23 protein-coding genes are annotated in these 22,267 nt (G+C 73.5%); 9 read left to right on the top strand and 14 right to left on the bottom strand.

Going from position 1 to position 22,267, the window contains the following annotated elements; translation table 11 throughout:
* The gene (locus ASE27_RS07825) at window positions 1-1,554 is read right to left on the bottom strand and encodes an APC family permease (RefSeq protein WP_231907696.1); all 1,554 of its coding nucleotides are present in this window, start codon (window positions 1,552-1,554) and stop codon (window positions 1-3) included.
* Window positions 1,555-1,801: 247 nt separating this feature from the next.
* On the opposite strand from ASE27_RS07825, the gene ASE27_RS07820 reads away from it, so the two are divergent.
* Window positions 1,802-2,776: an NAD(P)-dependent oxidoreductase gene (locus tag ASE27_RS07820; RefSeq protein ID WP_056648469.1), complete on the top strand. Its 975-nt coding sequence runs from the start codon at window positions 1,802-1,804 to the stop codon at window positions 2,774-2,776.
* 151 nt (window positions 2,777-2,927) lie between these two features.
* Here ASE27_RS07820 and mutM read toward each other — a convergent pair whose 3' ends face one another.
* From mutM to coaD, 6 genes are all read right to left on the bottom strand, one after another.
* Complete coding sequence (gene mutM / locus ASE27_RS07815; protein WP_056648467.1) at window positions 2,928-3,920, bottom strand: bifunctional DNA-formamidopyrimidine glycosylase/DNA-(apurinic or apyrimidinic site) lyase; 993 nt, start codon at window positions 3,918-3,920, stop codon at window positions 2,928-2,930.
* A complete protein-coding gene (rnc, locus tag ASE27_RS07810; RefSeq protein ID WP_235535386.1) occupies window positions 3,913-4,683 on the bottom strand; it encodes a ribonuclease III in 771 nt (256 codons plus the stop codon). Before rnc ends, mutM begins: the two co-directional genes overlap by 8 nt.
* A 5-nt stretch (window positions 4,684-4,688) precedes the next feature.
* Entirely contained in the window at window positions 4,689-4,883 is a 195-nt protein-coding gene (gene rpmF, locus ASE27_RS07805; RefSeq protein WP_056648464.1) for a 50S ribosomal protein L32, read from the bottom strand.
* Window positions 4,884-4,885: 2 nt separating this feature from the next.
* The gene (locus ASE27_RS07800; protein WP_056648462.1) at window positions 4,886-5,473 is read right to left on the bottom strand and encodes a DUF177 domain-containing protein; all 588 of its coding nucleotides are present in this window, start codon (window positions 5,471-5,473) and stop codon (window positions 4,886-4,888) included.
* A gap of 214 nt (window positions 5,474-5,687) precedes the next feature.
* Window positions 5,688-6,215 (bottom strand): hypothetical protein, encoded by a 528-nt coding sequence (locus tag ASE27_RS07795; RefSeq protein ID WP_056648460.1) that lies wholly within the window; start codon window positions 6,213-6,215, stop codon window positions 5,688-5,690.
* On the bottom strand, window positions 6,212-6,778 hold the full coding sequence (coaD, locus tag ASE27_RS07790) for a pantetheine-phosphate adenylyltransferase (RefSeq protein WP_082608740.1): 567 nt from the start codon (window positions 6,776-6,778) through the stop codon (window positions 6,212-6,214). The genes ASE27_RS07795 and coaD overlap by 4 nt, the downstream gene beginning before the upstream one ends.
* A gap of 103 nt (window positions 6,779-6,881) precedes the next feature.
* Between coaD and ASE27_RS07785 the strand changes: the two genes are divergently transcribed.
* Window positions 6,882-7,727: a hypothetical protein gene (locus tag ASE27_RS07785; protein ID WP_056648458.1), complete on the top strand. Its 846-nt coding sequence runs from the start codon at window positions 6,882-6,884 to the stop codon at window positions 7,725-7,727.
* Between the two features lie 5 nt (window positions 7,728-7,732).
* Here ASE27_RS07785 and rsmD read toward each other — a convergent pair whose 3' ends face one another.
* The 3 genes from rsmD to ASE27_RS07770 are packed head-to-tail and all read right to left on the bottom strand — an operon-like array spanning window position 7,733 to window position 12,528.
* Window positions 7,733-8,320 (bottom strand): 16S rRNA (guanine(966)-N(2))-methyltransferase RsmD, encoded by a 588-nt coding sequence (gene rsmD, locus ASE27_RS07780; RefSeq protein ID WP_056648456.1) that lies wholly within the window; start codon window positions 8,318-8,320, stop codon window positions 7,733-7,735.
* A 36-nt stretch (window positions 8,321-8,356) separates the two neighbouring features.
* Window positions 8,357-10,741: an ATP-dependent DNA helicase RecG gene (locus tag ASE27_RS07775; protein WP_082608681.1), complete on the bottom strand. Its 2,385-nt coding sequence runs from the start codon at window positions 10,739-10,741 to the stop codon at window positions 8,357-8,359.
* Entirely contained in the window at window positions 10,738-12,528 is a 1,791-nt protein-coding gene (locus ASE27_RS07770; RefSeq protein ID WP_056648454.1) for a DAK2 domain-containing protein, read from the bottom strand. Before ASE27_RS07770 ends, ASE27_RS07775 begins: the two co-directional genes overlap by 4 nt.
* A gap of 289 nt (window positions 12,529-12,817) precedes the next feature.
* Between ASE27_RS07770 and rpmB the strand changes: the two genes are divergently transcribed.
* Entirely contained in the window at window positions 12,818-13,009 is a 192-nt protein-coding gene (gene rpmB, locus ASE27_RS07765; RefSeq protein ID WP_056648452.1) for a 50S ribosomal protein L28, read from the top strand.
* A 135-nt stretch (window positions 13,010-13,144) separates the two neighbouring features.
* Here the strand turns inward: rpmB and ASE27_RS07760 are convergent, their stop codons facing one another.
* Window positions 13,145-13,747: a helix-turn-helix domain-containing protein gene (locus ASE27_RS07760; RefSeq protein ID WP_056648450.1), complete on the bottom strand. Its 603-nt coding sequence runs from the start codon at window positions 13,745-13,747 to the stop codon at window positions 13,145-13,147.
* An 81-nt stretch (window positions 13,748-13,828) separates the two neighbouring features.
* Here ASE27_RS07760 and ASE27_RS07755 point away from each other — a divergent pair, with 81 nt between their 5' ends.
* Together ASE27_RS07755 and ASE27_RS07750 are read left to right on the top strand one after the other, a co-directional pair.
* Window positions 13,829-14,854, top strand: coding sequence for an NAD(P)/FAD-dependent oxidoreductase (locus ASE27_RS07755; protein WP_200955919.1), 1,026 nt, complete (start codon window positions 13,829-13,831; stop codon window positions 14,852-14,854).
* A 153-nt stretch (window positions 14,855-15,007) separates the two neighbouring features.
* The gene (locus tag ASE27_RS07750; protein WP_056648448.1) at window positions 15,008-15,526 is read left to right on the top strand and encodes a GNAT family N-acetyltransferase; all 519 of its coding nucleotides are present in this window, start codon (window positions 15,008-15,010) and stop codon (window positions 15,524-15,526) included.
* Window positions 15,527-15,652: 126 nt separating this feature from the next.
* Here ASE27_RS07750 and ASE27_RS07745 read toward each other — a convergent pair whose 3' ends face one another.
* On the bottom strand, window positions 15,653-16,723 hold the full coding sequence (locus ASE27_RS07745) for a thiamine-phosphate kinase (RefSeq protein ID WP_082608739.1): 1,071 nt from the start codon (window positions 16,721-16,723) through the stop codon (window positions 15,653-15,655).
* 62 nt (window positions 16,724-16,785) lie between these two features.
* On the opposite strand from ASE27_RS07745, the gene ASE27_RS07740 reads away from it, so the two are divergent.
* Window positions 16,786-17,277, top strand: a complete 492-nt coding sequence (locus tag ASE27_RS07740) for a DUF3515 family protein (RefSeq protein WP_231907695.1) — start codon at window positions 16,786-16,788, stop codon at window positions 17,275-17,277.
* 85 nt (window positions 17,278-17,362) lie between these two features.
* Here the strand turns inward: ASE27_RS07740 and ASE27_RS07735 are convergent, their stop codons facing one another.
* A complete protein-coding gene (locus tag ASE27_RS07735) occupies window positions 17,363-18,502 on the bottom strand; it encodes a D-alanine--D-alanine ligase family protein (protein WP_056648445.1) in 1,140 nt (379 codons plus the stop codon).
* Between the two features lie 84 nt (window positions 18,503-18,586).
* On the opposite strand from ASE27_RS07735, the gene ASE27_RS07730 reads away from it, so the two are divergent.
* Both ASE27_RS07730 and ASE27_RS07725 read left to right on the top strand, forming a co-directional pair.
* A complete protein-coding gene (locus tag ASE27_RS07730) occupies window positions 18,587-19,759 on the top strand; it encodes an acyl-CoA dehydrogenase family protein (protein WP_056648443.1) in 1,173 nt (390 codons plus the stop codon).
* A 72-nt stretch (window positions 19,760-19,831) separates the two neighbouring features.
* Window positions 19,832-21,010: a PLP-dependent aspartate aminotransferase family protein gene (locus ASE27_RS07725; protein ID WP_056648442.1), complete on the top strand. Its 1,179-nt coding sequence runs from the start codon at window positions 19,832-19,834 to the stop codon at window positions 21,008-21,010.
* Here the strand turns inward: ASE27_RS07725 and ASE27_RS07720 are convergent.
* Window positions 21,007-21,357 carry a DUF6191 domain-containing protein gene (locus ASE27_RS07720; protein ID WP_056648439.1) on the bottom strand — a complete coding sequence of 117 codons (351 nt, stop codon included), beginning with the start codon at window positions 21,355-21,357 and terminating at the stop codon, window positions 21,007-21,009. The two genes, ASE27_RS07725 and ASE27_RS07720, sit on opposite strands and share 4 nt — an antisense overlap.
* A gap of 187 nt (window positions 21,358-21,544) precedes the next feature.
* Here ASE27_RS07720 and ASE27_RS07715 point away from each other — a divergent pair, with 187 nt between their 5' ends.
* Window positions 21,545-22,261 (top strand): hypothetical protein, encoded by a 717-nt coding sequence (locus tag ASE27_RS07715; RefSeq protein ID WP_056648437.1) that lies wholly within the window; start codon window positions 21,545-21,547, stop codon window positions 22,259-22,261.
* The last annotated feature ends 6 nt before the right edge of the window (window positions 22,262-22,267 follow it).

The raw sequence follows: 22,267 nt of genomic DNA, 5'->3' as shown, positions 1-22,267 counted from the left end.
TCACGCCTCCTTCGGTCCGTCGGCGGGAGCGTCGACGAGCGGCTCCTCCGGGCCCCCGACGTTGTCGGGGTTCTTCCAGTGGGGCTTGCGCAGGAAGTAGAAGAGCGCGGGGACCAGGATGCCGACGACCCCGAGCCCGCCGCCGACGATCAGCAGGTAGACCCCGCTGCTGCCGCTCGAGAACTGGGCGGGGGGCACGAAGCCGATGATCATGGCCGCGACCGAGGCGAGGAAGCCGACGGTGCACAGCAGCGTGAGCGCCGGTGCGCGGTACCCGCGCGGGTGGTCGGGCTTGTTCCGCCGCAGCCGGACGGCCGCCACGAAGAGCAGGAGGTACATGATCAGGTACACCTGCGTCGTGATGACCGAGAGGATCCAGTAGGAGCTCGAGACGTCCGGGATGAACGCGTAGAGCAGCGCGATCACCGTGGTCACCAGGCCCTGCGAGACCAGGATGTTCTGCTGGACCCCGTGCTTGTTGAGCTTCTGCAGGAAGGGCGGAAGGTAGCCCTCCTCGCGCGCCACGGTCAGCAGGCCCTTGGACGGTCCGGCGAGCCAGGTGAGCATGCCACCGAGCGAGGCCGCGATGAGCATGAGGCCCAGGATCGGCGTCAGCCAGCTCACGCCGAAGTTCGCGAAGAACGCGTCGAACGCCTGCATGACCCCCGCCGTCAGGCTGAGCTGGTCGGCCGGGATGACCCAGCTGATCGCGAGCGCCGGGAGGATGAAGATCAGCAGCACCAGGCCGATCGCGAGGAACATCGAGCGCGGGAACTCCTTGGCCGGCTTGCGCAGGCTGGTCACGTGCACGGCGTTCATCTCCATGCCCGCGTAGGACAGGAAGTTGTTGACCACGAGCACGAGCGACGCGATCCCGGTCCACTGGGGCAGCAGGTGCGAGGCGTCCATCGGGGCCGCCGACGTGTTGCCCTGCCCGAGGAACACGAGCCCCAGGATCACGAGCAGCGCCCCGGGAACCAGGGTCCCGATGATGAGGCCGAAGCTCGAGAGGCCCGCCACGGTCTTGGTGCCCTGCGACGACACCCACACGCCCGTCCAGAACAGCACCACGATCACGATCGCGACGTACAGCCCGTTGCTCGCGAGCGAGGGGTTGATGACGTACGCGAACGTGCTCGCCACGTACCCGAGGAGGCTCGGGTAGTAGAAGATCGTCATGGCGAACTGGCACCAGATCGCCAGGAACCCCGCGGGCTTCGAGATGCCGTCCGCGACCCACCGGTACACGCCGCCGGACCACCCGGAGGCCAGCTCGGCCGAGACGAGCGACGTCGGCAGCAGGAACACGATCGCGGGCACGATGTAGAGGAACACCGCGGACAGCCCGTAGACCGCCATGGTCGGCGCAGCACGCAGGCTCGCGACCGACGACGTGATCATGAACGCGAGCATCAGCCACGTGATGTAGTTCTTGGGCGTCCGGGCCGTGATCGCCGCGCGCATCTCCTCGCGGGTGGGCGGTGCACCGCGGCCCTCCGACGTGACCGACGAGGGCGTCCCTGGACCGCCCGGCTCCGCTGTGGGTGAGGCCATCTTTCCTCCGTGCCGCCGAGACCCCCCTGGACGGACGGGTCGCCGAGAACCGCTCGAACGTGCCAGACGTTGCGAACATATCGCCCGGCCGGGGATTTCGCTCCCGGAACGGTCGGGGCACCAGGTCGACCCGCGACACGCCGGGACGGTCGAGCGTGTCGCGCTGATAGCGTCGTCGAGGCCGTCCCGCCGCTGCCCCGGCCGCCGGTCCCGTCCGCACCGCCCTCGCCCTCGTCTGGAGCCACGCGTGAAGATCCTCGTCCCCGACTCCCTCCCGCTCGACCTCACGCCCCAGGGGTCCGGCGACACCACGGCGAGCGCACGCGGTGCACGGGACGTGTTCGTCGAGTACGACGGCGGAGCGCCCCTCCCGGTCGAGCACCGCGACGCCGAGGTCCTGGTCGCCTGGGCCAACACCCCCGCGAACCTCGCGGACGCCGCCGCGCACCTGCCCCGGTTGCGCTGGGTCCAGACCCTCGCCGCAGGGCCTGACGCGATCCTCGCGGCGGGCTTCGCCCCGGATGTGGTCGTCACCAACGGTCGGTCGCTGCACGACGGCCCCGTGGCCGAGCACACCTTGGCCCTGACGCTCGCGGCGGTCCGGCGGCTCGACCGGTTGGGCACGGCGCAGCGCGAGCACCGGTGGGACTCGGCGCTGGGGGACGAGCAGGCCGACCCGGCGACCAGCCCGCGCTTCACGCTGCACGGTGCGCAGGTCACGATCTGGGGCTTCGGCTCGATCGCGGCCGCGCTCGCACCGCTGTACGCGGCGCTCGGGGCGCGCGTCACGGGGGTCGCGAGCACCGCGGGCGACCGGTTCGGCTTCCCCGTCGTGACCGACGCGGACCTGCCACGGGTCCTGGCGACGACGGACGTCCTGGTCTCTCTGCTGCCCGCGGTCCCGGCGACGCGCCACGCGTTCGACGCCGCCCGCATCGCCCAGCTCCCGGACCACGCGTGGTTCGTCAACGCGGGCCGCGGAGCGACGGTCGACGAGGTCGCCCTGGTCGCCGCGCTGCGCGAGGGCCGTCTGGGCGGCGCCGCGCTGGACGTGACGGAGACCGAGCCGCTCCCGGCGGGCTCACCGCTGTGGGACGCCCCGCGCACGATCCTGACCCCCCACGTCGCGGGAGGCCGACCGCAGGGCGCGTCGGCCCTGGTCCTGGAGAACCTGGAGAACCTGCGCGCGGGCCGCCCGCCGCGCAACGTGGTCCCGCGCTGAGTCCCGCGATCCCGCAGTGGACCAGTTGTCAGAACGTGGCCGGGCCATAGACCGGCCACGTTCTGACAACTCATCCGTCCGAGGGCCCCGTTGAGGGGCGATGCGAGAGGAACGTCGCGCACACGCCCGGCGCGACCACCGCCAGGTGCACCTACCAGCGCGCGTTCCGCGGCACCTTCTGGCAGACGGGGCACGTGTACGACGACCGGTTCATGAACTCGTCGCGCCGCACGAGCGCCCCGCAGCGCGTGCACTCCTCGCCCTCGCGCCCGTACACCGCGAGCGAGCGCGAGAAGTACCCGGACTGGCCGTTGACGTTGACGTAGAGCTCGTCGAAGCTGGTCCCGCCCTGGGCGAGGGCCTCTCGCATGACCTCCTCGGCGGCGTCGAGCACGCGGTGCGCCTCGGCCAGTCGCAGGGTGTCGGTGGGGCGCGCGTAGTGGAGCCCGGCGCGCCACAGGGCCTCGTCGGCGTAGATGTTGCCGACGCCGGACACGAGGCGCTGGTCGAGCAGCGCGCGCTTGATCCCGGTCCGACGACGGCGCACCGCCCGTGCGAGGTCGTCGCGCCGCAGCGCGGGGTCGAGCAGGTCGCGCGCGATGTGCGCGGCGGGCTCGGGGATCTCCGCGAGGGGCGACCCCCAGCCTCCGGGCGCACCGTCGGGGGTCGGTGCGAGGTCCGTCACGGACAGGTGCCCGAACGTGCGCTGGTCCACGAAGTCGAGGGTGCGCGGCGCGTCCGCCTCGTCCTCGCCGGCGAGCCCGGACAGCTCGAGCCGGACCCGCAGGTGTGGGACCTTCTCGACCGCGGCGCTCCCTGACCGGACCAGGAGCTGGCCGCTCATGCCCAGGTGCGCCATGAGCGCGGTGACGTGCCCGCCCGCGGGCGCGGCGCCGTCGGGCAGGTCGCCGGACTCGACGTCCACCGCGCCCGACGTCTCCTCCAGGAGGAGCCACAGGTACTTGCCGCGGCGGACCGCGGCGCCCACGCGCTGCCCCACGAGCTGGCCGCGGAAGCTCTCCGGGCCACCCTCGTGACGACGGACCGAGTAGTCGCGCAGGACCTCGACGCCCGTGACCGTGCGTCCGGTGACGTGGCGGGCGAGACCGTCACGGACGGTCTCGACCTCGGGGAGCTCAGGCAACGGTGCCCGGCTCGTCGAGGTGCTCGTCCTGGTCCGCCCGTGCGTCCGTGCCCGCGGCCGAGGCGGGCAGCGGCAGCTTCTGGATGGCGAGGTACGCCATCTCGGCGGCCTCCTGCTCGGCGTACTTCTTGGCCGAGCCGTGGCCGGTGCCGTAGACGACGCCGTCGAGCGAGACCTCGGACGTGAAGGTGCGGGCGTGGTCGGGGCCGTCGCCCGTGCTCGCGTAGGCCGGAGCACCCAGGTTGCGGGCCGCGGCGGACTCCTGGAGAGAGGTCTTCCAGTCGAGTCCTGCGCCCAGGTCAGCGGCGACGGCGAGCGTGGGGTCCACGAGCCGGTGCACCAGGTCGCGAGCGACCTCGAGGCCGTGGCTCAGGTAGGTCGCACCGATCAGCGCCTCGACGGTGTCCGACAGGATCGAGTCCTTGTCGTTGCCGCGGGTCCGGATCTCGCCCTTGCCGAGCAGGATGTACCCGCCGAGGCCCAGGTCGCGCGCGATCGCGGCGAGCGACTTCTGCGAGACCGTGGCGGCGCGCATCTTGGCGAGCTCGCCCTCCGGCAGGTCCGGGTGGCGGCGGTACAGCGCCTCGGTCACGACGAGCCCCAGCACGGTGTCCCCGAGGAACTCGAGGCGCTCGTTGGTGGGGATGCCGCCGTGCTCGTGGGCGAACGAACGGTGCGTCAGTGCAAGCACGAGAAGCTCGGGATCCAGGTGGATCCCGAGCCTCTCGAGAAGACCGGCGGCCGCAGGGGCTTCCGGCGTCACGCTATTCAGCCTGCGTGCTCGGTGCGCAGCGCCTCGACGTACTGACGGCCCTTGTAGGTGCCGCAGGTCGGGCACGCAGCGTGCGACAGCTTGTCGCCCTTGCACTGCGGGCAGGTCGTGAGGTTCGCGGCGGTGGTCTTCCACTGCGAACGACGCGCACGGGTGTTGCTGCGCGACATCTTGCGCTTCGGAACAGCCACGGCTAGCTCTCTTTCGTCTCGTCGGACACGCTCGGATCCTCGAGCATGCTCTGTAGTGCCGACCACCGGGGATCGACAATGTCGTGCGAGTGATCAGGATCCTCAGCCAGACGTGCTCCGCACTCGGAGCACAGGCCCTGGCAATCGGGCTGACACAACGGTCTGAATGGTAGTGCAGTGACGACGGAATCCCGAAGCGCGGGCTCGAGATCGATCAGGTCGCCCTCGAGCTCGTACACCTCGTCCTCGTCGTCACCGGACTCTGCCGCGGCCTTCGCACGCTCGGGATACACGAACAGCTCCTGGATGTCCGCGACGACGTCAGCCGTCACCGGTTCCAAGCACCGCACGCACTCCCCGACCGCCTGGGCCTGGGCAGTCCCTGTCACCAGGACCCCGTCCATCACCGACTCGAGCCGGACGTCCAGCTCGAGATCAGTGCCTTCAGGGATGCCGATCACGACGGTACCGAGGTCTGCCGGAGCCTTGACCGAGCGAGTCACTTCACGCATCGATCCGGGACGCCGACCGAGCTCGTAGGTGTCGAGCACAAGAGGCGAGCGCGAGTCGAGAGTGATGGGTTCCTCCACGGGTTGTCAGCGACCCGAGCGGGTCACCAGGTGTTCAAGGTCACAGCGCGCACGCCAGTCCCGCAAGAACCAGGGGGATCTCAGGAAGATGAACGTGCACCTCGGCCCCAACCGATGACAGGCAGGACCAACGGACCATCTTACGGCATGACCGAACCGCCGTCTAACCTCGCGAACTGACCCGGATCGGACAGGCTGTCCGCGGCCCCGCGACCTACTCCCCCGAGCCCTCGGCTCCTTGGAGCTCCCCCATGCGCTGGGCGAGCTTGGCCCGCCCGGCGTGCACCTGCGCCATGACCTTGCCCAGGTCCACCTCGAACTCGGCGAGGCGACGGTCGCAGTAGTCGTCGGCGTCGACCCGCAGCTCGGCGGCGGTCCGCTCGGCGTCCTCGACGATCGCGTGGGCCCGCGACTCGGCCTGCACCGCGACCTGCTCCTTCTGGACCAGCTCGATCGCGCGGGCGCGCGCCGTCGTGAGGATGTCCTCGGCCTGCCTGTTCGCCTCCGCAAGGACCGCGTCGGCCTCCGCGAGCACCTCGTCGGCGTGCGCGAGCTGCTCGGGCAGCGCGCGGCGCATCTCGTCGACGAGCGCCAGGGCGTCGGCCTTGTGGACCAGGACCGAGGACGACATGGGCATGGCCCGGGCGGTCTCGACGAGGTGGGCCAGGTCGTCGAGGATCACGTGGAGCCCGGCCTCGGTCTGGGCCTCGTCCTCGGTCTGCGCGAGCGGGTGGTCGTTCATCGGCCTGTTCCTTCCGTGGTGGGGGTCGCCTGCTGCGCCTGCCGCGTCTGCTCTGCCGCGGGCGTCGAGCCGGCCGCGCGGTCCGCGAGCGCCTGGCGCACGAGGTCGCCCACCCCCGCCGGGACCAGGTCGTCGACCGGCCCCCCGAAGCGGGCCACGTCCTTGACGAGCGAGGACGCGACGTGGGCGAGGGCGGGGTCGCCCGGGACGAACACGGTCTCGACGCCCACGAGGTGGCGGTTCATGAGGGCCATGGGCAGCTCGGCGTCGAAGTCCGCGCCTCCGCGCAGGCCCTTGACGACCGCCACGGCACCGACCTCGCGGCAGAAGTCCACGAGGAGGCCGGGGACGATCGCGACGCGCACGTCCTCGAGTCCCGGGCTCGCGTCGAGCGCGGCGCGGGCGATCTCGACGCGCTGCTCCGCACTCAGGAGCGCGGACTTGGACGAGTTGCGGGCGACCCCCAGGACGACCTCGTCGAACAGCGACCGCGCTCGGCGGACGATGTCGAGGTGGCCGAGGGTGAGGGGGTCGAACGACCCCGGGCAGACGGCGATGGTCACCTTGCCACGGTAGTACACGCCCCCCGGGAATCCGGGCAGGTCAGGGCCTGCCGCGGGCCGCGTCAGGCCGCGCGCAGGGCGCGGGCGCGGCAGGATGGGTGCCATGTCTCCCCAGTCCGGTCCCGTCGTCGTCCCCCTCCGCTCGGTCGAGCAGCTCACGCAGCTCTACCGGGACGTGCTGAGCCCGTCGTTCCCGCCTGCGGAGCTGGTCTCGCTCTCGTCGTTCCTCGCGGACCACGCGGCGGGGCACCTGGAGTCGTTGGGGGTCGTGGAGGTGCCCGACGGCGCCGCTCCCCCGAGCGGACAGGGTGCGGCTGGGCCCGGGTCGGGCGAGGCGGGCACGGCGGACGGCGAGCCGGGCGAGGCGCCTGCCGGGCGTGTGGTGGCCGGCGTCGTCGGCTCGTGGTCGGCCGAGGCGCGCGTCCTGCTCGTGCAGTACCTGGCGATCGCGCCGGGGCGGCGCGGGGGCGGGATCGGCGCGGCGCTCCTCGGGGCGGCCGTGGCCGCATGGCTGACGAACCTGCGCCCTGCCATGGTGCTGGGCGAGGTCGAGCACCCGGGCTTCCACTCGGCGAGCGAGGCGCACGGGGACCCCGAGGCGCGGCTACGGTTCTACGCGCGCCACGGCGGACGTGTCCTGGCGGTGCCGTACTTCCAGCCCGGCAACGCGCCGGGCGCCGAGCGTGTGCCCGCGCTGCTGCTCATGACGCTCGCGACCGAGGACCCCACGGCGACGAGCGTGCCGGCGGCCCCGCTGCGCACGTTCCTGCGCGAGTACTTCGTGGACAGCGAGGGGAGCCTCGCGGACGACGCGCCGACGCGCGCGCTGCTGGCCTCGGTCGCGGGAGAGCGCGTCGAGCTGGTCCCGGCCGACGAGCTGGACCGTGTTCCCGTGGGCCTGCTCGACGAGACGTCGCTGCGCGCGCCCGCCGCCCCTGCCGCGCTCTAGGTCGCTCAGGGCGCGTCGGCGGCCGCGGACTCCTCGGTCGCAGCCGGACCCGCGTAGTACACGGCCGTCTCGCCGTAGTCCTTGCGGGCGAGCAGCTCCCACCCCGCGGGCCACTGCGGCTCGGGGCTGCGCGTCGAGCGCTCGACGACCACGACCGCGTCCTCGACGAGCGCCGACGTCGCGGAGAGCTGCCGGAGGAGCTCGGCGACCACGGCCTCCGCGAGGTCGTAGGGAGGGTCGATGAAGACGACGTCCCACGTGGTCGTCGGCGGCGACAGGACGAACTTCTCGGCCTTGTCCTGGACGACCTGCACGTTCGTCAGACCGAGGGTCCTCACGTTGGTCCGGCAGACCTCCGCGGCGACGCGCGCGGCGTCGACCAGCACGACCTTCTGCGCGCCGCGCGAGGCCGCCTCCAGGCCCAGCGCGCCCGAGCCCGCGTACAGGTCCAGGACGTAGGCCCCCTCGAGGACCCCGTAGTGCTCGAGGCGCGAGAAGATCGCCTCGCGCACCCGGTCGCTCGTGGGCCGCGTGCCCTTGGGGGGCACCTGCAGGCTGCGTCCTCCGACCGTCCCGGCCACGATCCTCGTCATGCGGGACAGCCTAGACGGGGTGGGCCAAGGCCCCGGCTACGCCCGCTCGAGGAACTCCTCACGCTCGGGGTCGAGCTGGCTGGCGATCGCCGCCCGCAGCTCGGGGTGGTGCTCGAGGTCCGGGTCCGCGCTGATCACCTCGGCCGCGTCGGCCCGCGCCTGCTCGATCACCGCGACGTCCTTGACGACGCGCAGCAGCCGCAGCGAGCTCGCCTTGCCGGACTGGGCCGCACCCAGCACGTCGCCCTCGCTGCGCAGCTCGAGGTCGACGGTCGCGAGGCGGAAGCCGTCGGTGGTCTCGGCCATGGTCTCGACCCGGACGGCCGCGGGGGTGCCGGGCTCGACGGTCGAGACGAGCAGGCACAGCCCGGGCGCGGAGCCACGGCCCACGCGGCCGCGGAGCTGGTGGAGCTGCGAGAGGCCGAACCGGTCCGCGTCGAACACGACCATCACCGTGGCCTCGGGCACGTCCACGCCGACCTCGACCACTGTCGTGGAGACCAGGACCTGCACCGCGCCGGACGCGAAGTCGGCCATGGCCTTCTCCTTGTCCGCGGGGGGCATCTGCCCGTGCAGGACGCCGACTGAGAGCCCGCGCAGCGCGGGCACGCGCGCGAGCTCCTCGGCGACCTCGAGCACCGCGCGCAGGGGCGGCCGGTCCGACCCCGTGCCGGTCCCGTCGAGGTCGAGGAAGTCGGGCACCTCGTCGAAGTCGTCGGTCCGCGACCTCCTCCTCGCGGCCCCCTTGCCCTCGCCCGCGGCCGCTGCGGCGTCGGGACCGGCATCCGGGGCCGAGGCCTCGGCGTCGGGGTGGATCCGGGCGCACACCACGTACGCGCGGTTCCCGGCGTCGACCTCCTCGCGCACGCGCTGCCACGTCCGGTTCATCCACGCCTCGTTGTCCGCGGGGACCACGTGCGTCGTGATGCCCGCGCGCCCGGCCGGGATCTCGGTGAGCGAGGACGTCTCGAGGTCGCCGAAGACCGTCATGGCGACCGTGCGCGGGATGGGGGTCGCGGTCATGACGAGCAGGTGAGGGCTCGTCCTCGCCTTGGCCCGCAGCGCGTCGCGCTGCTCCACGCCGAACCGGTGCTGCTCGTCGACCACGACCAGCCCGAGGTCCGCGAACTGCACGTTCTCGCTCAGCAGCGCGTGCGTCCCGACGACGATCCCCGCGCGCCCGCTCGCGGCGTCGAGCAGCGCGGACTTCTTGGCGGCGGCCCCCATCGACCCCGTGAGGAGCGCGACGCGCGTGCCGTGGTCCGCCCCGCCCAGCATGCCCCCCTCGGCGAGCGGCCCCAGCAGGGTCGCGAGCGTGCGGGCGTGCTGCGAGGCGAGCACCTCGGTGGGTGCCAGGAGCGCGGCCTGCCCTCCGGCGTCGACCACCTGGAGCATCGCGCGCAGCGCGACGACCGTCTTGCCCGAGCCGACCTCTCCCTGGAGCAGGCGCTGCATGGGCCGCGAGCGCGCGAGCTCTCCGGAGATCTCCTCGCCGATCTCGCGCTGCCCGGCCGTGAGCGTGAACGGCAGCGACGCGTCGAAGTCCGCGAGGACGCTGGGCTCGCCCGGGGCGAGCAGCGGGCGGGCCGTCGCCTCCTCGGCCTCGGCCCGCGCGCGCCGCTGGGCGAGCGCGGCCTGGAGCACGAACGCCTCCTCGTAGCGCAGGCGGTCGCGCCCGTGCTGCCACTGACGCGTGTCGAACGGCTCGTGGACGTCCTTGAGTGCTGCGTGCCGCGACCCGAACCCGCGGGCCTCGCGGACGGCGGGCGGCAGCGGGTCCGGCACCTCGTCCTCGGTCAGCGGGTCCAGGACCTGGCGGACGGCCTTCTGGATCCGCCAGCTCGGGATCGCGGCACTCGCCGGGTAGAGCGGGATGGGGCGACGCGCCTCGATGAGGGCCGACTCCTCGTCGTCGGCGTCGACCCCGATGATCAGGTAGTCCGGGTGCGTGAGCTGGCGCGCCCCGCGGTAGGCGCTCACGACGCCCGTGAACAGGCCCGTGCGCCCAGGCTGGAGACGGCTCTCGTGCGTGCGGAGCGCCCCCGTGCCCTTGGCGAAGAACGTGAGCGAGAGGCGGTGGACGCCGTCGGTGACCTCGGCCTGCATCATGGCCCCGCCCCGCGAGCGCATGGCCCGCACGGTCGCCTGGACCACGCGCGCCATGATCGTCACGTGCTCGCCGAGCACGAGCCCGCCGAGGTCGGTGAGCCTGCCCGGGTCGCCGTAGCGGCGAGGGTAGTGGCCCAGCAGGTCGCCCGTGGTCTCGAGGCCCAGCTTCGCGAGCGCGCCGGCGGACCGCGGGCCGAGCACCTTGGCGAGCGGCTCGGCGAACCGGTCCACGGGCCCCGTGACCAGGTCTCCGGCCAGCACCCGGGAAGCGGTCACGTGGTCCGTGGCCTCGGGGGTCAGGTCCTTGCTCATTCCGCTCCCAGCTCGAGGTCTGCGTGGTCGCGCCCGGAGTCGAGGACGACGACCTCGATGCCCGGGACGCGCTGGCGTGCGATGCCGACGACGACGTCGATCACGAGCGGGTCCACCCGGCGGCCCGGCATGATCGTGAGGACCTCGTCGTCCGGGCGCAGGAGCTCCTCGAGCGCGGGTCGCACGAGCGAGCCGTCCGCTGCGACCTGGACCGCCCGGACCTCGGCGAGCGCGGCACGCATCGCCTCGGCCTGCCCCTCCTCGACGAGCTGCGCGGCGGCGAGCGCCGCGACGACGTGCAGGTCGGTCGGGGCGTCGAGGACCTCGACGGCCTGCAGGTCGCCCGCGCCCGGCTCGACCAGCAGTGCCGCTGCGCGGGCGGCGGCCGCGGCCGCGTCGCTGCCCGGCAGCACCGTGACGAGCCGGGCCGAGGTGTCCACCGCGACGCGCAGCACCTCCTCGGGCTCGGGTGCGCGGTCGGCCGCGAGCAGGACCACGGCCCCGCTGCGGGCGAGGTCCGGTACGAGCCCCGGCGCCGACGTGATGGTCACCACGCCGTGCGCGGGCACCTGCTGGTCGGTGTGAGGCGGGGCTTCTGGCAGGCCTGCGTGCACGCCGCGCGCCGCGACCTGGGTCGCGAGGTGGCGCACGCAGACCTGGCGCAGCCCGGCCCGGCCGGCGGCGACCTGACGGGCCGCGGCGACCGCGCGCCCCGGGTCGTCCGTGTGCACGTGGGCCTGCCACACGCCGTCGCCGACCACGACGACCGAGTCGCCGACCTCCTGCAGCGCGGAGCGGAGCGCGTCCGCGAGGTCAGGGCCGTCGGTCTCCAGGGACACGGTGCGGAGCGCGTCCCCCACGCCCGCCTCCACGACGAACATGACCTCGAACTCACCGTCCAGCCCCACGCTCGCGGTCCCCCCGTCGGCGGGCGCAGCGGCCTGCGCAGGGTCGCCGGGCCCGACCGCGGGGCTCGGCTCCGCCTCCCGGTCCACCGAGGCGTCGGTCGTCAGGGTCGCCATGGCGTCCATGGTGCCGCCGGCCACCGACATCACCGGGTCCGCCGGGTCCGCGGCGTGGCCCGCGGCGCCGGGCTGGGCTCCGGGCGACCCGCCGCGGGCGGCGGCCTCGGCCTCGAGCCCTGCCCCGTCGAGCCCGTCCGCGCCCAGGACGCGGCACAGCGCGTCGAGCACGAGCACGAGCCCGTAGGCCCCCGCGTCGAGCACGCCGGCGCGCGAGAGGACCTCGAGCTCGCTGGGGCTGCGGAGCATGGCGCGGTGAGATCCGTCACGCGCCGCGACCACGACTCCCGTCAGGTCGGCGCCCGCGTCGGCCGCGGCGCGCGCCGCCGACGCACCGCCGCTCGCGGCCGTGAGGATCGTCCCGGGCACGGGGGCGGCGACGGCCGCGTACGAGGCGCGCGCGGCGGCCTCGAACCGCGTCGCGACGCGCAGCGACCCCACGGGCTGGTCCGCGAACGTGACCGCGCCCGCGAAGCCGCGCAGGAACTCGCTGAGGATCACGCCCGAGTTCCCGCGCGCCCCGAGCAACGCACCCCGCGCGAAGGCGACCAGGACGGTGTCGGTGGGCTCGCCGTCGGGCAGGGCAGACACGGCCCGCGCTCCCTCGGTGACCGTCAGGAGCATGTTGGTGCCGGTGTCCGCGTCCGCGACGGGGAAGACGTTCGCGCTGTCGATGCGCGCCCTGGCCTCCCCGAGCGTCCGGACCGTCTCGGTCACCCACGCCCGCACCAGTGCGGGCTCGATGTGCTCCTTGCCGTCGGTCACGCTCGTGGGGCTCCTCGGTCCGGGGCGGCACGCGAGGGTGCCGAACCCCCGTCGAGCCTGCGATACTGTCCGGACCACCGTAGTCCGCCTCGTGCGCTGCCTCTTGCATGCGTTCGGGCCGGTTTGGGGTGGAGGGCGGCCATCGGCTACCCTATGGAGGTTGCCCGGACAGACCTGGGCGACCACGGACGCTCCCCGGCTTCTGCCGGTACGGAGCGTTCACCCCACAGACCATTCACTACGTCGCCGCTGTCCTTCGCGGAGGCGTGCACGACGATCAGGAGAAATCGTGGCTGCCAACTGCGAAGTCTGCGGCAAGGGCCCGAGCTTCGGGCACAGCATCTCGCACTCGCACGTCCGTACGAAGCGTCGCTGGAACCCGAACATCCAGCGCGTCCGTGCCATCGTTTCGGGCACCCCGAAGCGCCTCAACGTGTGCACCTCGTGCCTGAAGGCCGGCAAGGTCGTCCGTCACGTCTGAGCCTTTCAGCTCGTTCCACGAGAGCCCGCCAGGATCCGTCCTGGCGGGCTCTCGTGTGTCCGGGGGCAGGTGCCCGACGGCGGGGCTCCCCTCGGGCAAGCGGGTCGCCCGGGCGCCGGGCACGCTCGGGCGTGATCAGTCCGGCCGGTCGGCGGCACGCGAGACGGGCCGCGCCCGCACGTGCGCCCGCTCCCCCTGGGGGCCGTAGAGGACGAGCAGCTCGACCGGGTGCTCGTCGGCGCTGAGGATCGCGTGCGGGGTGCGGGTGTCGAACTCGGCGGCCTCGCCCTCGCCGAGGACCAGGTCGTGCTCGCCGAGCAGGAGGCGCAGCCGTCCGCCCAGGACGTACAGCCACTCGTAGCCCTCGTGCACCCTGGTATCGGGCAGGACGTCAGAGGTCCGGCCGTGCAGGAGCTGCTTGTAGGCCTGGACGCCGCCCGGCCTGCGTGAGAGCGGCAGGAACGTGGACCCGTGCCGCTTGACCGGGCGCGCGTGGATCCGCGGGTCTCCCGTCGGTGGAGCGCCGACGAGCTCGTCGAGCGGCACCTCGTGCTCGCGGGCCAGCGGCAGCAGGAGCTCGAGCGTGGGGCGCCGGCCCCCGGACTCGAGCCGGGACAGCGTGCTCACCGAGATGCCCGTGCGCTCGGAGAGCTCGGAGAGGGTCAGCTGACGCTGCTGGCGCAGCGCGCGCAGCCGTGGCCCGACGGCCTCGAGGGCTGCGGCGAAGGGATCGTCCATGCCGTCGAGTTTGCCACTCCGGCAAGAGGAATTGCCAACTCGCGACGCGAGTGCGGATGCTCGACGACGGAGGTGGTCACCGTGACCCGAGAGAACCCAGCGCCCGCCACGGGCAAGAGCACATCGAACGACGCAGCACCGGAGACCTACGACGTCGTGGTCGTCGGAGGCGGTGCGGCGGGCCTGAGCGGAGCGCTCACGCTCGCCCGGGCACGACGCAGCGTGCTCGTGATCGACGCGGGCCGTCCGCGCAACGCACCGGCCGCGCACATGCACGGCTACCTGTCCCGCGACGGCGAGGACCCCGCCGCGCTCCTGGCGACCGGACGGGCCGAGGTCGCGGCCTACGGGGGCCGGATCTCCCAGGGCACGGTCGAGTCCGCGACCGCCCTGCCCGACGGGGGCTTCGAGGTCCTCACGACCGACGGCCGGGCCGTCCGGGCTCGTCGTCTGCTCGTGACCACGGGCCTCGTCGACGAGCTGCCCGACGTCCCCGGGCTCGCCGAACGGTGGGGCAAGGACGTCCTGCACTGCCCGTACTGCCACGGCTGGGAGGTGCGCGACCAGGCGGTGGGCATCCTCGCCACGGGCCCGATGTCGATCCACCAGGCCCAGATGTGGCGCCAGTGGACCGACGACGTCACGCTCTTCCTCCACGGGTCACCGGCCCCGGACGCCGGGACCCGTGCCGCCCTCGACGCGCGCGGCATCCGGGTGGTCGAGGGCCGCGTCGCGGGGCTCGCGCTCGACGCGGACGCGCTGAGCGGCGCCCGGCTCGCGTCCGGGGAGGTCGTGGAGTGCACGGCGCTCGTGGTCGCGCCCCGCTTCACGGCCCGGTCCGCGGTCCTCACGTCGCTCGGGGTCGAGACCGAGGACCAGGTCGTCGACGGGGTGACGATCGGGACCTTCGCACCCTCCGACCCCCAGGGCGCGACCTCGGTGCCCGGCGTCAGGGTCGCGGGCAACGTCACGAACATCATGGCGCAGGTCGTCGCCGCGGCGGCCGCGGGCGTCCAGGCGGCCGCCGCGACCAACGGCGACCTGATCGCCGAGGAGGTTCAGCAGGCGCTCGCCGCTCGCGCCGCGCCCAGCGCGCACGCGGGGTGAAAGGCTGAGAGGATCGGCGGACGACGCACGGCACACGCGGGCCAGCACGCCCGCCGCTCCTCTCATCCCACCAGCACATCACCTTGGGGAGATTTGCTGAAGATCCGGACAAAGAGGTTTGGTGAAACTCCACGGAAGTGGCAGGATTTGGTCATGGTGACGGAACTCAACGAGGTAACGATCCGCACGGCAACTCCGCAGGACGCGGCGTCGATCGCCCAGGTGCACATCGCCTCGTGGCGTGGGGCGTATGCCGGGATCGTCCCGGACGACTACCTCGCATCGCTCGACCACGACCAGCGCGAGGCCGCCTGGACGCAGAACCTCGCGAGCTCGGGCGCCGACATCCTCCTGGCCGAGGCCGACGGTCGCGCGCTCGGTTTCGCGAGCCTCGGCCCCGCTCGCGACGAGGACGCCGAGTCCGGAGACCTTGAGGTCTACGCGATCTACCTCGACCCCGAGGCCTGGGGACGGGGCGTCGCCCGTGACCTCATGCGGACCATGCTCGGCAAGGTCCCGCCGCGCACGCCGGTCTCGCTGTGGGTCCTCAAGGACAACGAGCGCGCCCAGCACTTCTACCGTCGTCACGGGTTCGCCCCGGACGGGGTCGAGCGTCGCGACGACATCGGCGGCCGTGACCTGACGCAGGTCCGTTTCCGTCGCACGGTCTGACCGGCCCGCCGCACAACAGCTCCTCCCGTCGAGGGGGTCGCCCTCCCGGGGCGGCCCCCTCGACGCGTGCCGGGCCCTCCCGCCCGCGCGTCTGACGACCGGACAGCCTCGTCGGCGGCCCGACCCTCAGCCGCGGAAGTGGTCCCATCCGACGCCGTGCGCGCGCGGCGCGGCCCCGTCGACCGTGACCGACGGAGCCCGGCCCACGGCAGCCCCTGGCACGCCCGCCGGCGGCGCGGCGACGACCCGACCCACCGCACGGAACGGCTCGGGCAGCGCGGTCCCCGCGGGGAACGTCGCGAGCAGGCCGTGGTCCTCACCGCCCGTCAGGACCCAGTCGCGGGCGAGGGCCGTCTCCGCGGCGGCGCCCGCCGGGCCCGGCTCGGCCCCGGCAGGCGCGAGCGTCCCGCTCGCCGCCCTGACGGCGGACGCCGCGACGACCAGCCGGTCCAGGTCCCCGCGGAAGGCACCCAGGTCCAGGTCGATGCCCACGCCGCTCGCCCGGGCGAGGCGCCCGGCGTCACGCAGCAGGCCGTCGGACAGGTCGAGCATGGCCGTGGCCCCGGAGTCCGCGGCCGCCGGGCCCGCGTCGAGCGGCGGCTCGGGACGCAGGTACGCGTCGACCAGGCCCTGGTCCAGAGGTCCCAGGTCGTGGTCGAGCAGGGCGAGCCCGGCGGCGGACCAGCCTCGCCGCCCGGCGTGCGCGACGACGTCGGACACCTGGGCTCCCGAGCGCAGGACCGGCGCCCGCCCGCCCAGGTCCCCGTGCACCGTGACCGCGACGACCACGTCGTCCCCGCTCGACAGGTCTCCCCCGACCACGGCCGCACCGCTGGGCGCGCACGCCGCGGCGAGGCCGCGGGCCAGGCCCGTGACCCACTCGACCGGCAGGTGCCCCGGGATCACGAGCGAGACCACGAGCGAGGTGGGCCGCGCCCCCATGGCCGCGACGTCGGCGAGGTTCTGCATCGCGGCGCGCCACCCGACGTCGTACCCCGTGGACCACTCCGGGCGGAAGTGCCGACGCTCGACCAGCACGTCGGTCGAGACCACGAAGCGCCCGTCGGGGGCGCTCACGACGGCCGAGTCGTCGCCGGGCCCCACGAGGGTCGCCGCACCCGTCGGCAGGAGCGGGAAGATCGCCGCGAGCAGCTCCTCCTCGGACGTCTCGCGCACCAGCACCCGGCCCTCGTTCAGATCAGTCACGGCGCCACCTTACGCGGGACGGAGGCCCCCGCCGGAGCGGCTACCGTTGGAGGGTGCTGAACGCCCCTCGTACCCCTGCCCGACGTCGGACGCTCGCCGGGATCCTGCTGCTCGCCGTGGTCGCAGGCACCAGCGCCTGCGCCCCGACCATCGGCGTCCCGGTCGCCGACGACGCAGCCGACCCGAAGTGCGCCGAGGTCGTCCTCGCGGTCCCCGACATGCTGGGCGACCTGCCCAAGGTCAAGACCGACAGCCAGGCCACCGCGGCCTGGGGCGCGTCGGGCGCCGCCGTGACGCTGCGGTGCGGCGTCACGCCACCCGAGCCCACCACGACGGGCTGCCAGGGCGTGCCGAGCGCCGCGGGCAGCGTCGACTGGATCGTCGCCGACGACGGCAAGGGCACGTGGACCTTCGTCACGTACGGGCGCGACCCCGCGGTCGAGGTCCAGATCCCGCCGTCGGTCAGCTCGGACCACTCGTCGTCGTTCGTCTCCGACCTCAACCGCGCGGTGTCCAAGGTCGAGCAGACGCGCTACTGCATGTGATCTTCCCGACGGACAGACGCGAGGAGCGCGCCACCCCTGCGGGTGGCGCGCTCCTCGCGTCTGTCGGGCCGAGCCGCCGGAACGGTCAGCGCAGGCCCGTGGGGCGCTCGAGCGCGAGCTGGATCAGCTCGTCGATCAGCTCGGGGTAGGAGATGCCTGACTTCTCCCACATGCGGGGGTACATCGAGAACGGCGTGAAGCCCGGCATGGTGTTGATCTCGTTGACGACGACCTGGCCCTCGTCCGTGACGAACACGTCGACCCGGGACAGGCCCTCGGCACCGACCGCCTCGAACGTGCGGACGGCGACGTCGCGCACCTCGTCGACGAGGTGCTGGGGCAGGTCGGCCGGGCAGCTCAGCTCGACGCCGGCCTCGTCGAGGTACTTGGCCTCGAAGTCGTAGAAGTCGTGGTTCGTGTCCGTCACGACGATCTCACCGGGCAGCGACGCGCGCGGGCGGTCGCCCTGCCGCCCGCCGAGCACCGCGCACTCGATCTCGCGTCCGACGACCCCGGCCTCGATCACGACCTTGGGGTCGTGCTTGCGCGCCTCGTCGATCGCCGCGGGCAGGTCCGTGAGGTCGTCGACCTTGGTGATCCCCAGGCTCGACCCGGCGCGAGCGGGCTTGACGAAGACCGGCAGCCCCAGGCCCCCGACCGTCTCCGTCCAGGCGGCGGGGTTGCGGTCCCACTCCCCCGGGCGGATGACCGTGTACGGCGCGATGGGCAGCCCCTGGCCCGCGAGGACGAGCTTCATGAAGTGCTTGTCCATGCCCACGGCGGAGGCGAGCACGCCCGCACCCACGTAGGGCACGTCGGCCAGCTCGAGGAGGCCCTGGAGCGTGCCGTCCTCGCCGAACGGGCCGTGCAGCAGCGGGAAGACGACGTCGACCTCGCCCAGCTCGCGCGGGAACTCGCCCGGCTCCAGGACGCGCAACCCACGCTGGCCGACCGCGAGCGGCAGCAGGACCTCGCCACCCGTCGCGGTGACCTCGGGCAGGTTGCCCGCCGTGATCTCCCAGCGCGCGGGCTCGTCCGCGGCGAGGACCCACTGGCCCGCCTTGGTGATCCCGACGGGGACGATCTCGTAGCGGTCGCGGTCGATCGCACGCATGACGCCGCCCGCGGTGGCGCACGAGATGACGTGCTCGCCGGAGCGTCCGCCGAAGAGGATGAGGACGCGCGTCTTGCGCGCGGGAGCACTGGGTTCTGGCTGGCTGGACATCGCGGACGACCCTACCGGAACCATGCTTCCCCGAGAGAACAGGAGAGGTCCCCGCTCGTGAAGGAGCGGTGATAGAACGGGAGCATGAGCCTCCCCCTGCTGACCGACGACCTGCTCGACCGCATCCGCTCGCGTGCCGCGGGCTACGACCGCGAGAACGCCTTCTTCACCGAGGACCTCGAGGAGCTGACAGCAGCCGGCTACCTCCGGGCCTTCGTCCCGACTGCGATGGGCGGACCGGGCCTCGGCCTGCGCGACGTGGCGCACGAGCAGATCCGCCTCGCGGGTGCCGCTCCTGCGACCGCCCTGGCCGTCAACATGCACCACGTGTGGACCGGCGTCGCGCGCTACCTGTACGAGCGTGGGGACCACTCGCTCGACTTCGTGCTCGAGGAGGCCGCGCGCGGCGAGGTCTTCGCGTTCGGGTACTCGGAGCCGGGCAACGACCTGGTCCTGTTCGGGTCCCGGACCCAGGCGCGTCCCGACGGCGAGGGCGGCTACTCGTTCCACGGCCGCAAGATCTTCACCTCGCTCTCGCCCGCGTGGACGCGGCTGGGTGTGCTCGGGATCGAGACGGCGCCCGAGGACGGCCCGGGGCTCGACGGCGCCCCTCGCCTCGTGCACGCGTTCGTGACGCGCGAGGGCGGCGGCGTCGACGTCCTGGACGACTGGGACACGGTCGGCATGCGCGCGAGCCAGAGCCGCACCACGATGCTCGCGGGCGCGCACGCCCCAGCCGACCGGGTCGTCCGGCGCCTCGCGCCCGGCCCCTCCACGGACCCGCTCGTGCTCGCGATCTTCACGACGTTCGAGGTGCTGCTCGCGTCGGTCTACACGGGGATCGGCAAGCGTGCCCTCGAGCTCGCGGTCGAGAACGCGCACCGGCGCACCTCGATGAAGAACGGCGGCAGGCCGCTCTCCCAGGACCCGGACATCCGCTGGCGCGTCGCGGACGCGGGCATCGCGATGGACGGGATCTACCCGCAGATCGACCAGGTCGCGGGCGAGATCGACGCCCTCGTGGACCGGGGGGCCGGCTGGTTCACGGCGGTCGCAGGCCTCAAGGTCCGCGCGACCGAGACCGCGCGCGTCGTGGTCGACCAGGCGATCCGCGTGTCCGGCGGGTCCTCGTACTTCGCGTCCTCCGAGCTGGGGCGCCTCTACCGGGACGTGCTCGCGGGGATCTTCCACCCCTCGGACGACGAGTCCGCGCACTCGACGTTCGCGAGCGCGCTGCTCGGACCGGTCGAGGACTGAACCGGGGCGCCGCCGTTCCGTCCGTCGGTTGCTCGCGGCACCCACCCGCTGCCCAGGCGTAATCTCACCCCCATGACGACCGAGCCGACCGGGCCGACCGGGCCCACCGTCCACAGCTCCCCCCTGTCCCCCGCCACGATCGCGGTCGCGGCCGGACGCCCGCCCCGCGAGCAGGGCGGGCCCGTGAACCCGCCCGTCGTCCTGTCCTCGACGTACGTGTCGCGTGGCGTGCAGCAACCGGGCGAGCTCCTGTACACGCGCATTGACACCGAGACCTGGCACCCGTTCGAGGAGGCCCTGGCCACGCTCGAGGGCGCCTCGGAGCCGGGCATCGTCTTCAGCAGCGGGATGGCGGCGATCGCGGCGGTCTTCTCGTTCGTCCCGGCGGGCGGCAAGGTCGTCGTGCCCCGGCACGCCTACCAGGTGACGCTCGGCTTCGCCGACGACCTCGCGGCCCGTCACGGGGTCGAGGTCGTCCGCGTGGACGTCGCCGACACCGACCAGGTGCTCGCGGCGATCGGCGGGGCGGACCTGTTGCTGATCGAGTCGCCGACCAACCCCATGCTCGAGGTCGCGGACCTGCCCGTGCTCCTCGCCGCGGCGCGCGATCGAGGGGTCCTCACGGCGGTCGACAACACGTTCGCGACCCCGCTGGGCCAGCAGCCCCTCGCTCACGGCGCGGACGTCGTCGTGCACTCGGTCACGAAGTACCTCGCGGGGCACTCCGACGTCGTGCTCGGTGCCGTCGTGACGAGCGACCCGGACCTGGCCGCGAAGGTCCGCGCCTACCGGACCCTGCACGGCGCGATCGCCGGCCCGTGGGAGGTGTGGCTCGCACTGCGCGGGCTGCGCACGCTCGCGCTGCGCGTCGAGCGGTCCCAGGCCAACGCCGCGGAGATCGCCCGGCGTCTGGCCGAGCACCCGCTCGTCGAGGAGGTCCGGCACCCGAGCCTGCCGACCGACCCGGGCCACGAGCGCGCGGCCCGCACCATGACGGGCTTCGGGGCGATCATCGGGCTGCGGCCCCGGGGCGGTCGCGAGGCCGCGGACGCGGTCGTCGAGGCCGTCGAGCTGTGGGTTCCCGCCACGAGCCTGGGAGGGGTCGAGTCGAGCCTCGAGCGCCGGCGGCGGTTCTCGACCGAGTCGCTCACGGTCCCCGAGGACCTCTTGCGCATGAGCGTCGGCATCGAGGACGTCGAGGACCTGTGGGCGGACCTCGACCGCGCGCTGCGGCTCGCCGCGGGCAGCTAGCGCGCGGAGGCCGTCCCGTCGGCGGCCTGCGGCTCGTACGCGTCAGCACGGAAGACGACGACCCCGGACTCGAGGTCGACGTCGATCGGCGGGGCGGTGGACGGCGCCTGCGCGATGTCGAGCCGTTGCCGCTCCTTCTCCTCGGTGAGGTGGACCCTGCTCGGCTGGAAGACGTCGACGAGCTCGCCGAATGCGCCGGCCCCCGCGGTCTCGCCAGCCCCTCGTCCGTCCCCGAGCCGCCGCTCCCTGGAACGCCCGCTCACCATGCGCTCGATCGCGACCACCGCGACGACCACGAGCACGACGACGAGGAAGAGAGGCGCGCCCACGCTGCTGAACCACGGCATGGGGCCAGGCTAGGTCGTGGGACCGGTCCCTGTCATCGTTCGGGCGTGGACACCACGGAACCGCAGCGCCCGCCGTCGACGAGGCACCCGATCGAGACCCTCCCTCCATGCGTCCGTGTCCTGCCCGGCCTAGGCTCGAGACAGCCGGGAACCGCTCCCGGTCGCACGCTTCGAGCAGGAGGCAGTCATGGACCGCGCCACCCGAACGGCCACCCGGACGGTTCGCCGCGGGCAACGGCGACCAGCCCTCGCCGCCGTGAGCCTCGGGGCGTTCGTCGTACTGACCGCGTGCTCCGGCGGGGACGGCGGCTACGACGCGACGCCCGTCGAGTCCCCGTCACGCTCGGCGTCTCCGGACACCAGCCCGCTCCCCACCGACGGCGCCTCCGGCACCCCCACCGAAGCGCCCGGATCGACCGGCTCCACCGAGGGGGACGGCTCGACCACGGCTCCCGCGTTCCCCGCGAACACCGACCCGGACGTCTCCGAGCCCTCCGCCGGCGCGGCACTGACCGTGACCGACCTGCGGGTCGGACGCCACGACGGGTTCGACCGCGTCGTCTACGAGCTGGGCGGCACGGGCACGCCCGGGTGGCGCGTCGAGTACGTCCCGGAGGCGATCGACGACGGCAGCGGGAACGTCTTCCCGCTCGCCGGGGACGGCACGCTGCAGGTCATGATCTCGGGCTCGGGATACCCCACGGACACGGGCGTCGCCGAGTACTCGGGCCCCAACCCCCTGCGGGTCGCCGGGACCGACGAGGTCGAGGAGGTCGCGCTCCGCGGCGTGTTCGAGGGGTACACGCAGTCATTCATCGGGACGGACGACACCGACAACCCGTTCAGGGTCTACGCCCTCACGGACCCGACGCGGGTCGTCGTCGAGGTGCGTGACGACGACTGACCGAGG

It is taken from the genome of Oerskovia sp. Root918 (assembly GCF_001428945.1).
GTDB lineage: Bacteria > Actinomycetota > Actinomycetes > Actinomycetales > Cellulomonadaceae > Oerskovia > Oerskovia enterophila.
The sequence above is the reverse complement of the archived record's forward strand: the minus strand, read 5'-3'. Positions and strand labels throughout refer to the sequence as shown.

What these genes read in the sequence shown, in the direction of transcription:
- ASE27_RS07735 (WP_056648445.1), bottom strand. Translation starts at nt 18,502, where the DNA reads ATGTCCAGCCAGCCAGAACCCAGTGCTCCCGCGCGCAAGACGCGCGTC.
- ASE27_RS07775 (WP_082608681.1), bottom strand. Translation starts at nt 10,741, where the DNA reads ATGAGCAAGGACCTGACCCCCGAGGCCACGGACCACGTGACCGCTTCC.
- rsmD (WP_056648456.1), bottom strand. Translation starts at nt 8,320, where the DNA reads ATGACGAGGATCGTGGCCGGGACGGTCGGAGGACGCAGCCTGCAGGTG.
- ASE27_RS07725 (WP_056648442.1), top strand. Translation starts at nt 19,832, where the DNA reads ATGACGACCGAGCCGACCGGGCCGACCGGGCCCACCGTCCACAGCTCC.
- ASE27_RS07825 (WP_231907696.1), bottom strand. Translation starts at nt 1,554, where the DNA reads ATGGCCTCACCCACAGCGGAGCCGGGCGGTCCAGGGACGCCCTCGTCG.
- ASE27_RS07795 (WP_056648460.1), bottom strand. Translation starts at nt 6,215, where the DNA reads ATGAACGACCACCCGCTCGCGCAGACCGAGGACGAGGCCCAGACCGAG.
- ASE27_RS07730 (WP_056648443.1), top strand. Translation starts at nt 18,587, where the DNA reads ATGAGCCTCCCCCTGCTGACCGACGACCTGCTCGACCGCATCCGCTCG.
- ASE27_RS07750 (WP_056648448.1), top strand. Translation starts at nt 15,008, where the DNA reads ATGGTGACGGAACTCAACGAGGTAACGATCCGCACGGCAACTCCGCAG.
- ASE27_RS07785 (WP_056648458.1), top strand. Translation starts at nt 6,882, where the DNA reads ATGTCTCCCCAGTCCGGTCCCGTCGTCGTCCCCCTCCGCTCGGTCGAG.
- ASE27_RS07715 (WP_056648437.1), top strand. Translation starts at nt 21,545, where the DNA reads ATGGACCGCGCCACCCGAACGGCCACCCGGACGGTTCGCCGCGGGCAA.
- ASE27_RS07720 (WP_056648439.1), bottom strand. Translation starts at nt 21,357, where the DNA reads ATGCCGTGGTTCAGCAGCGTGGGCGCGCCTCTCTTCCTCGTCGTCGTG.
- ASE27_RS07760 (WP_056648450.1), bottom strand. Translation starts at nt 13,747, where the DNA reads ATGGACGATCCCTTCGCCGCAGCCCTCGAGGCCGTCGGGCCACGGCTG.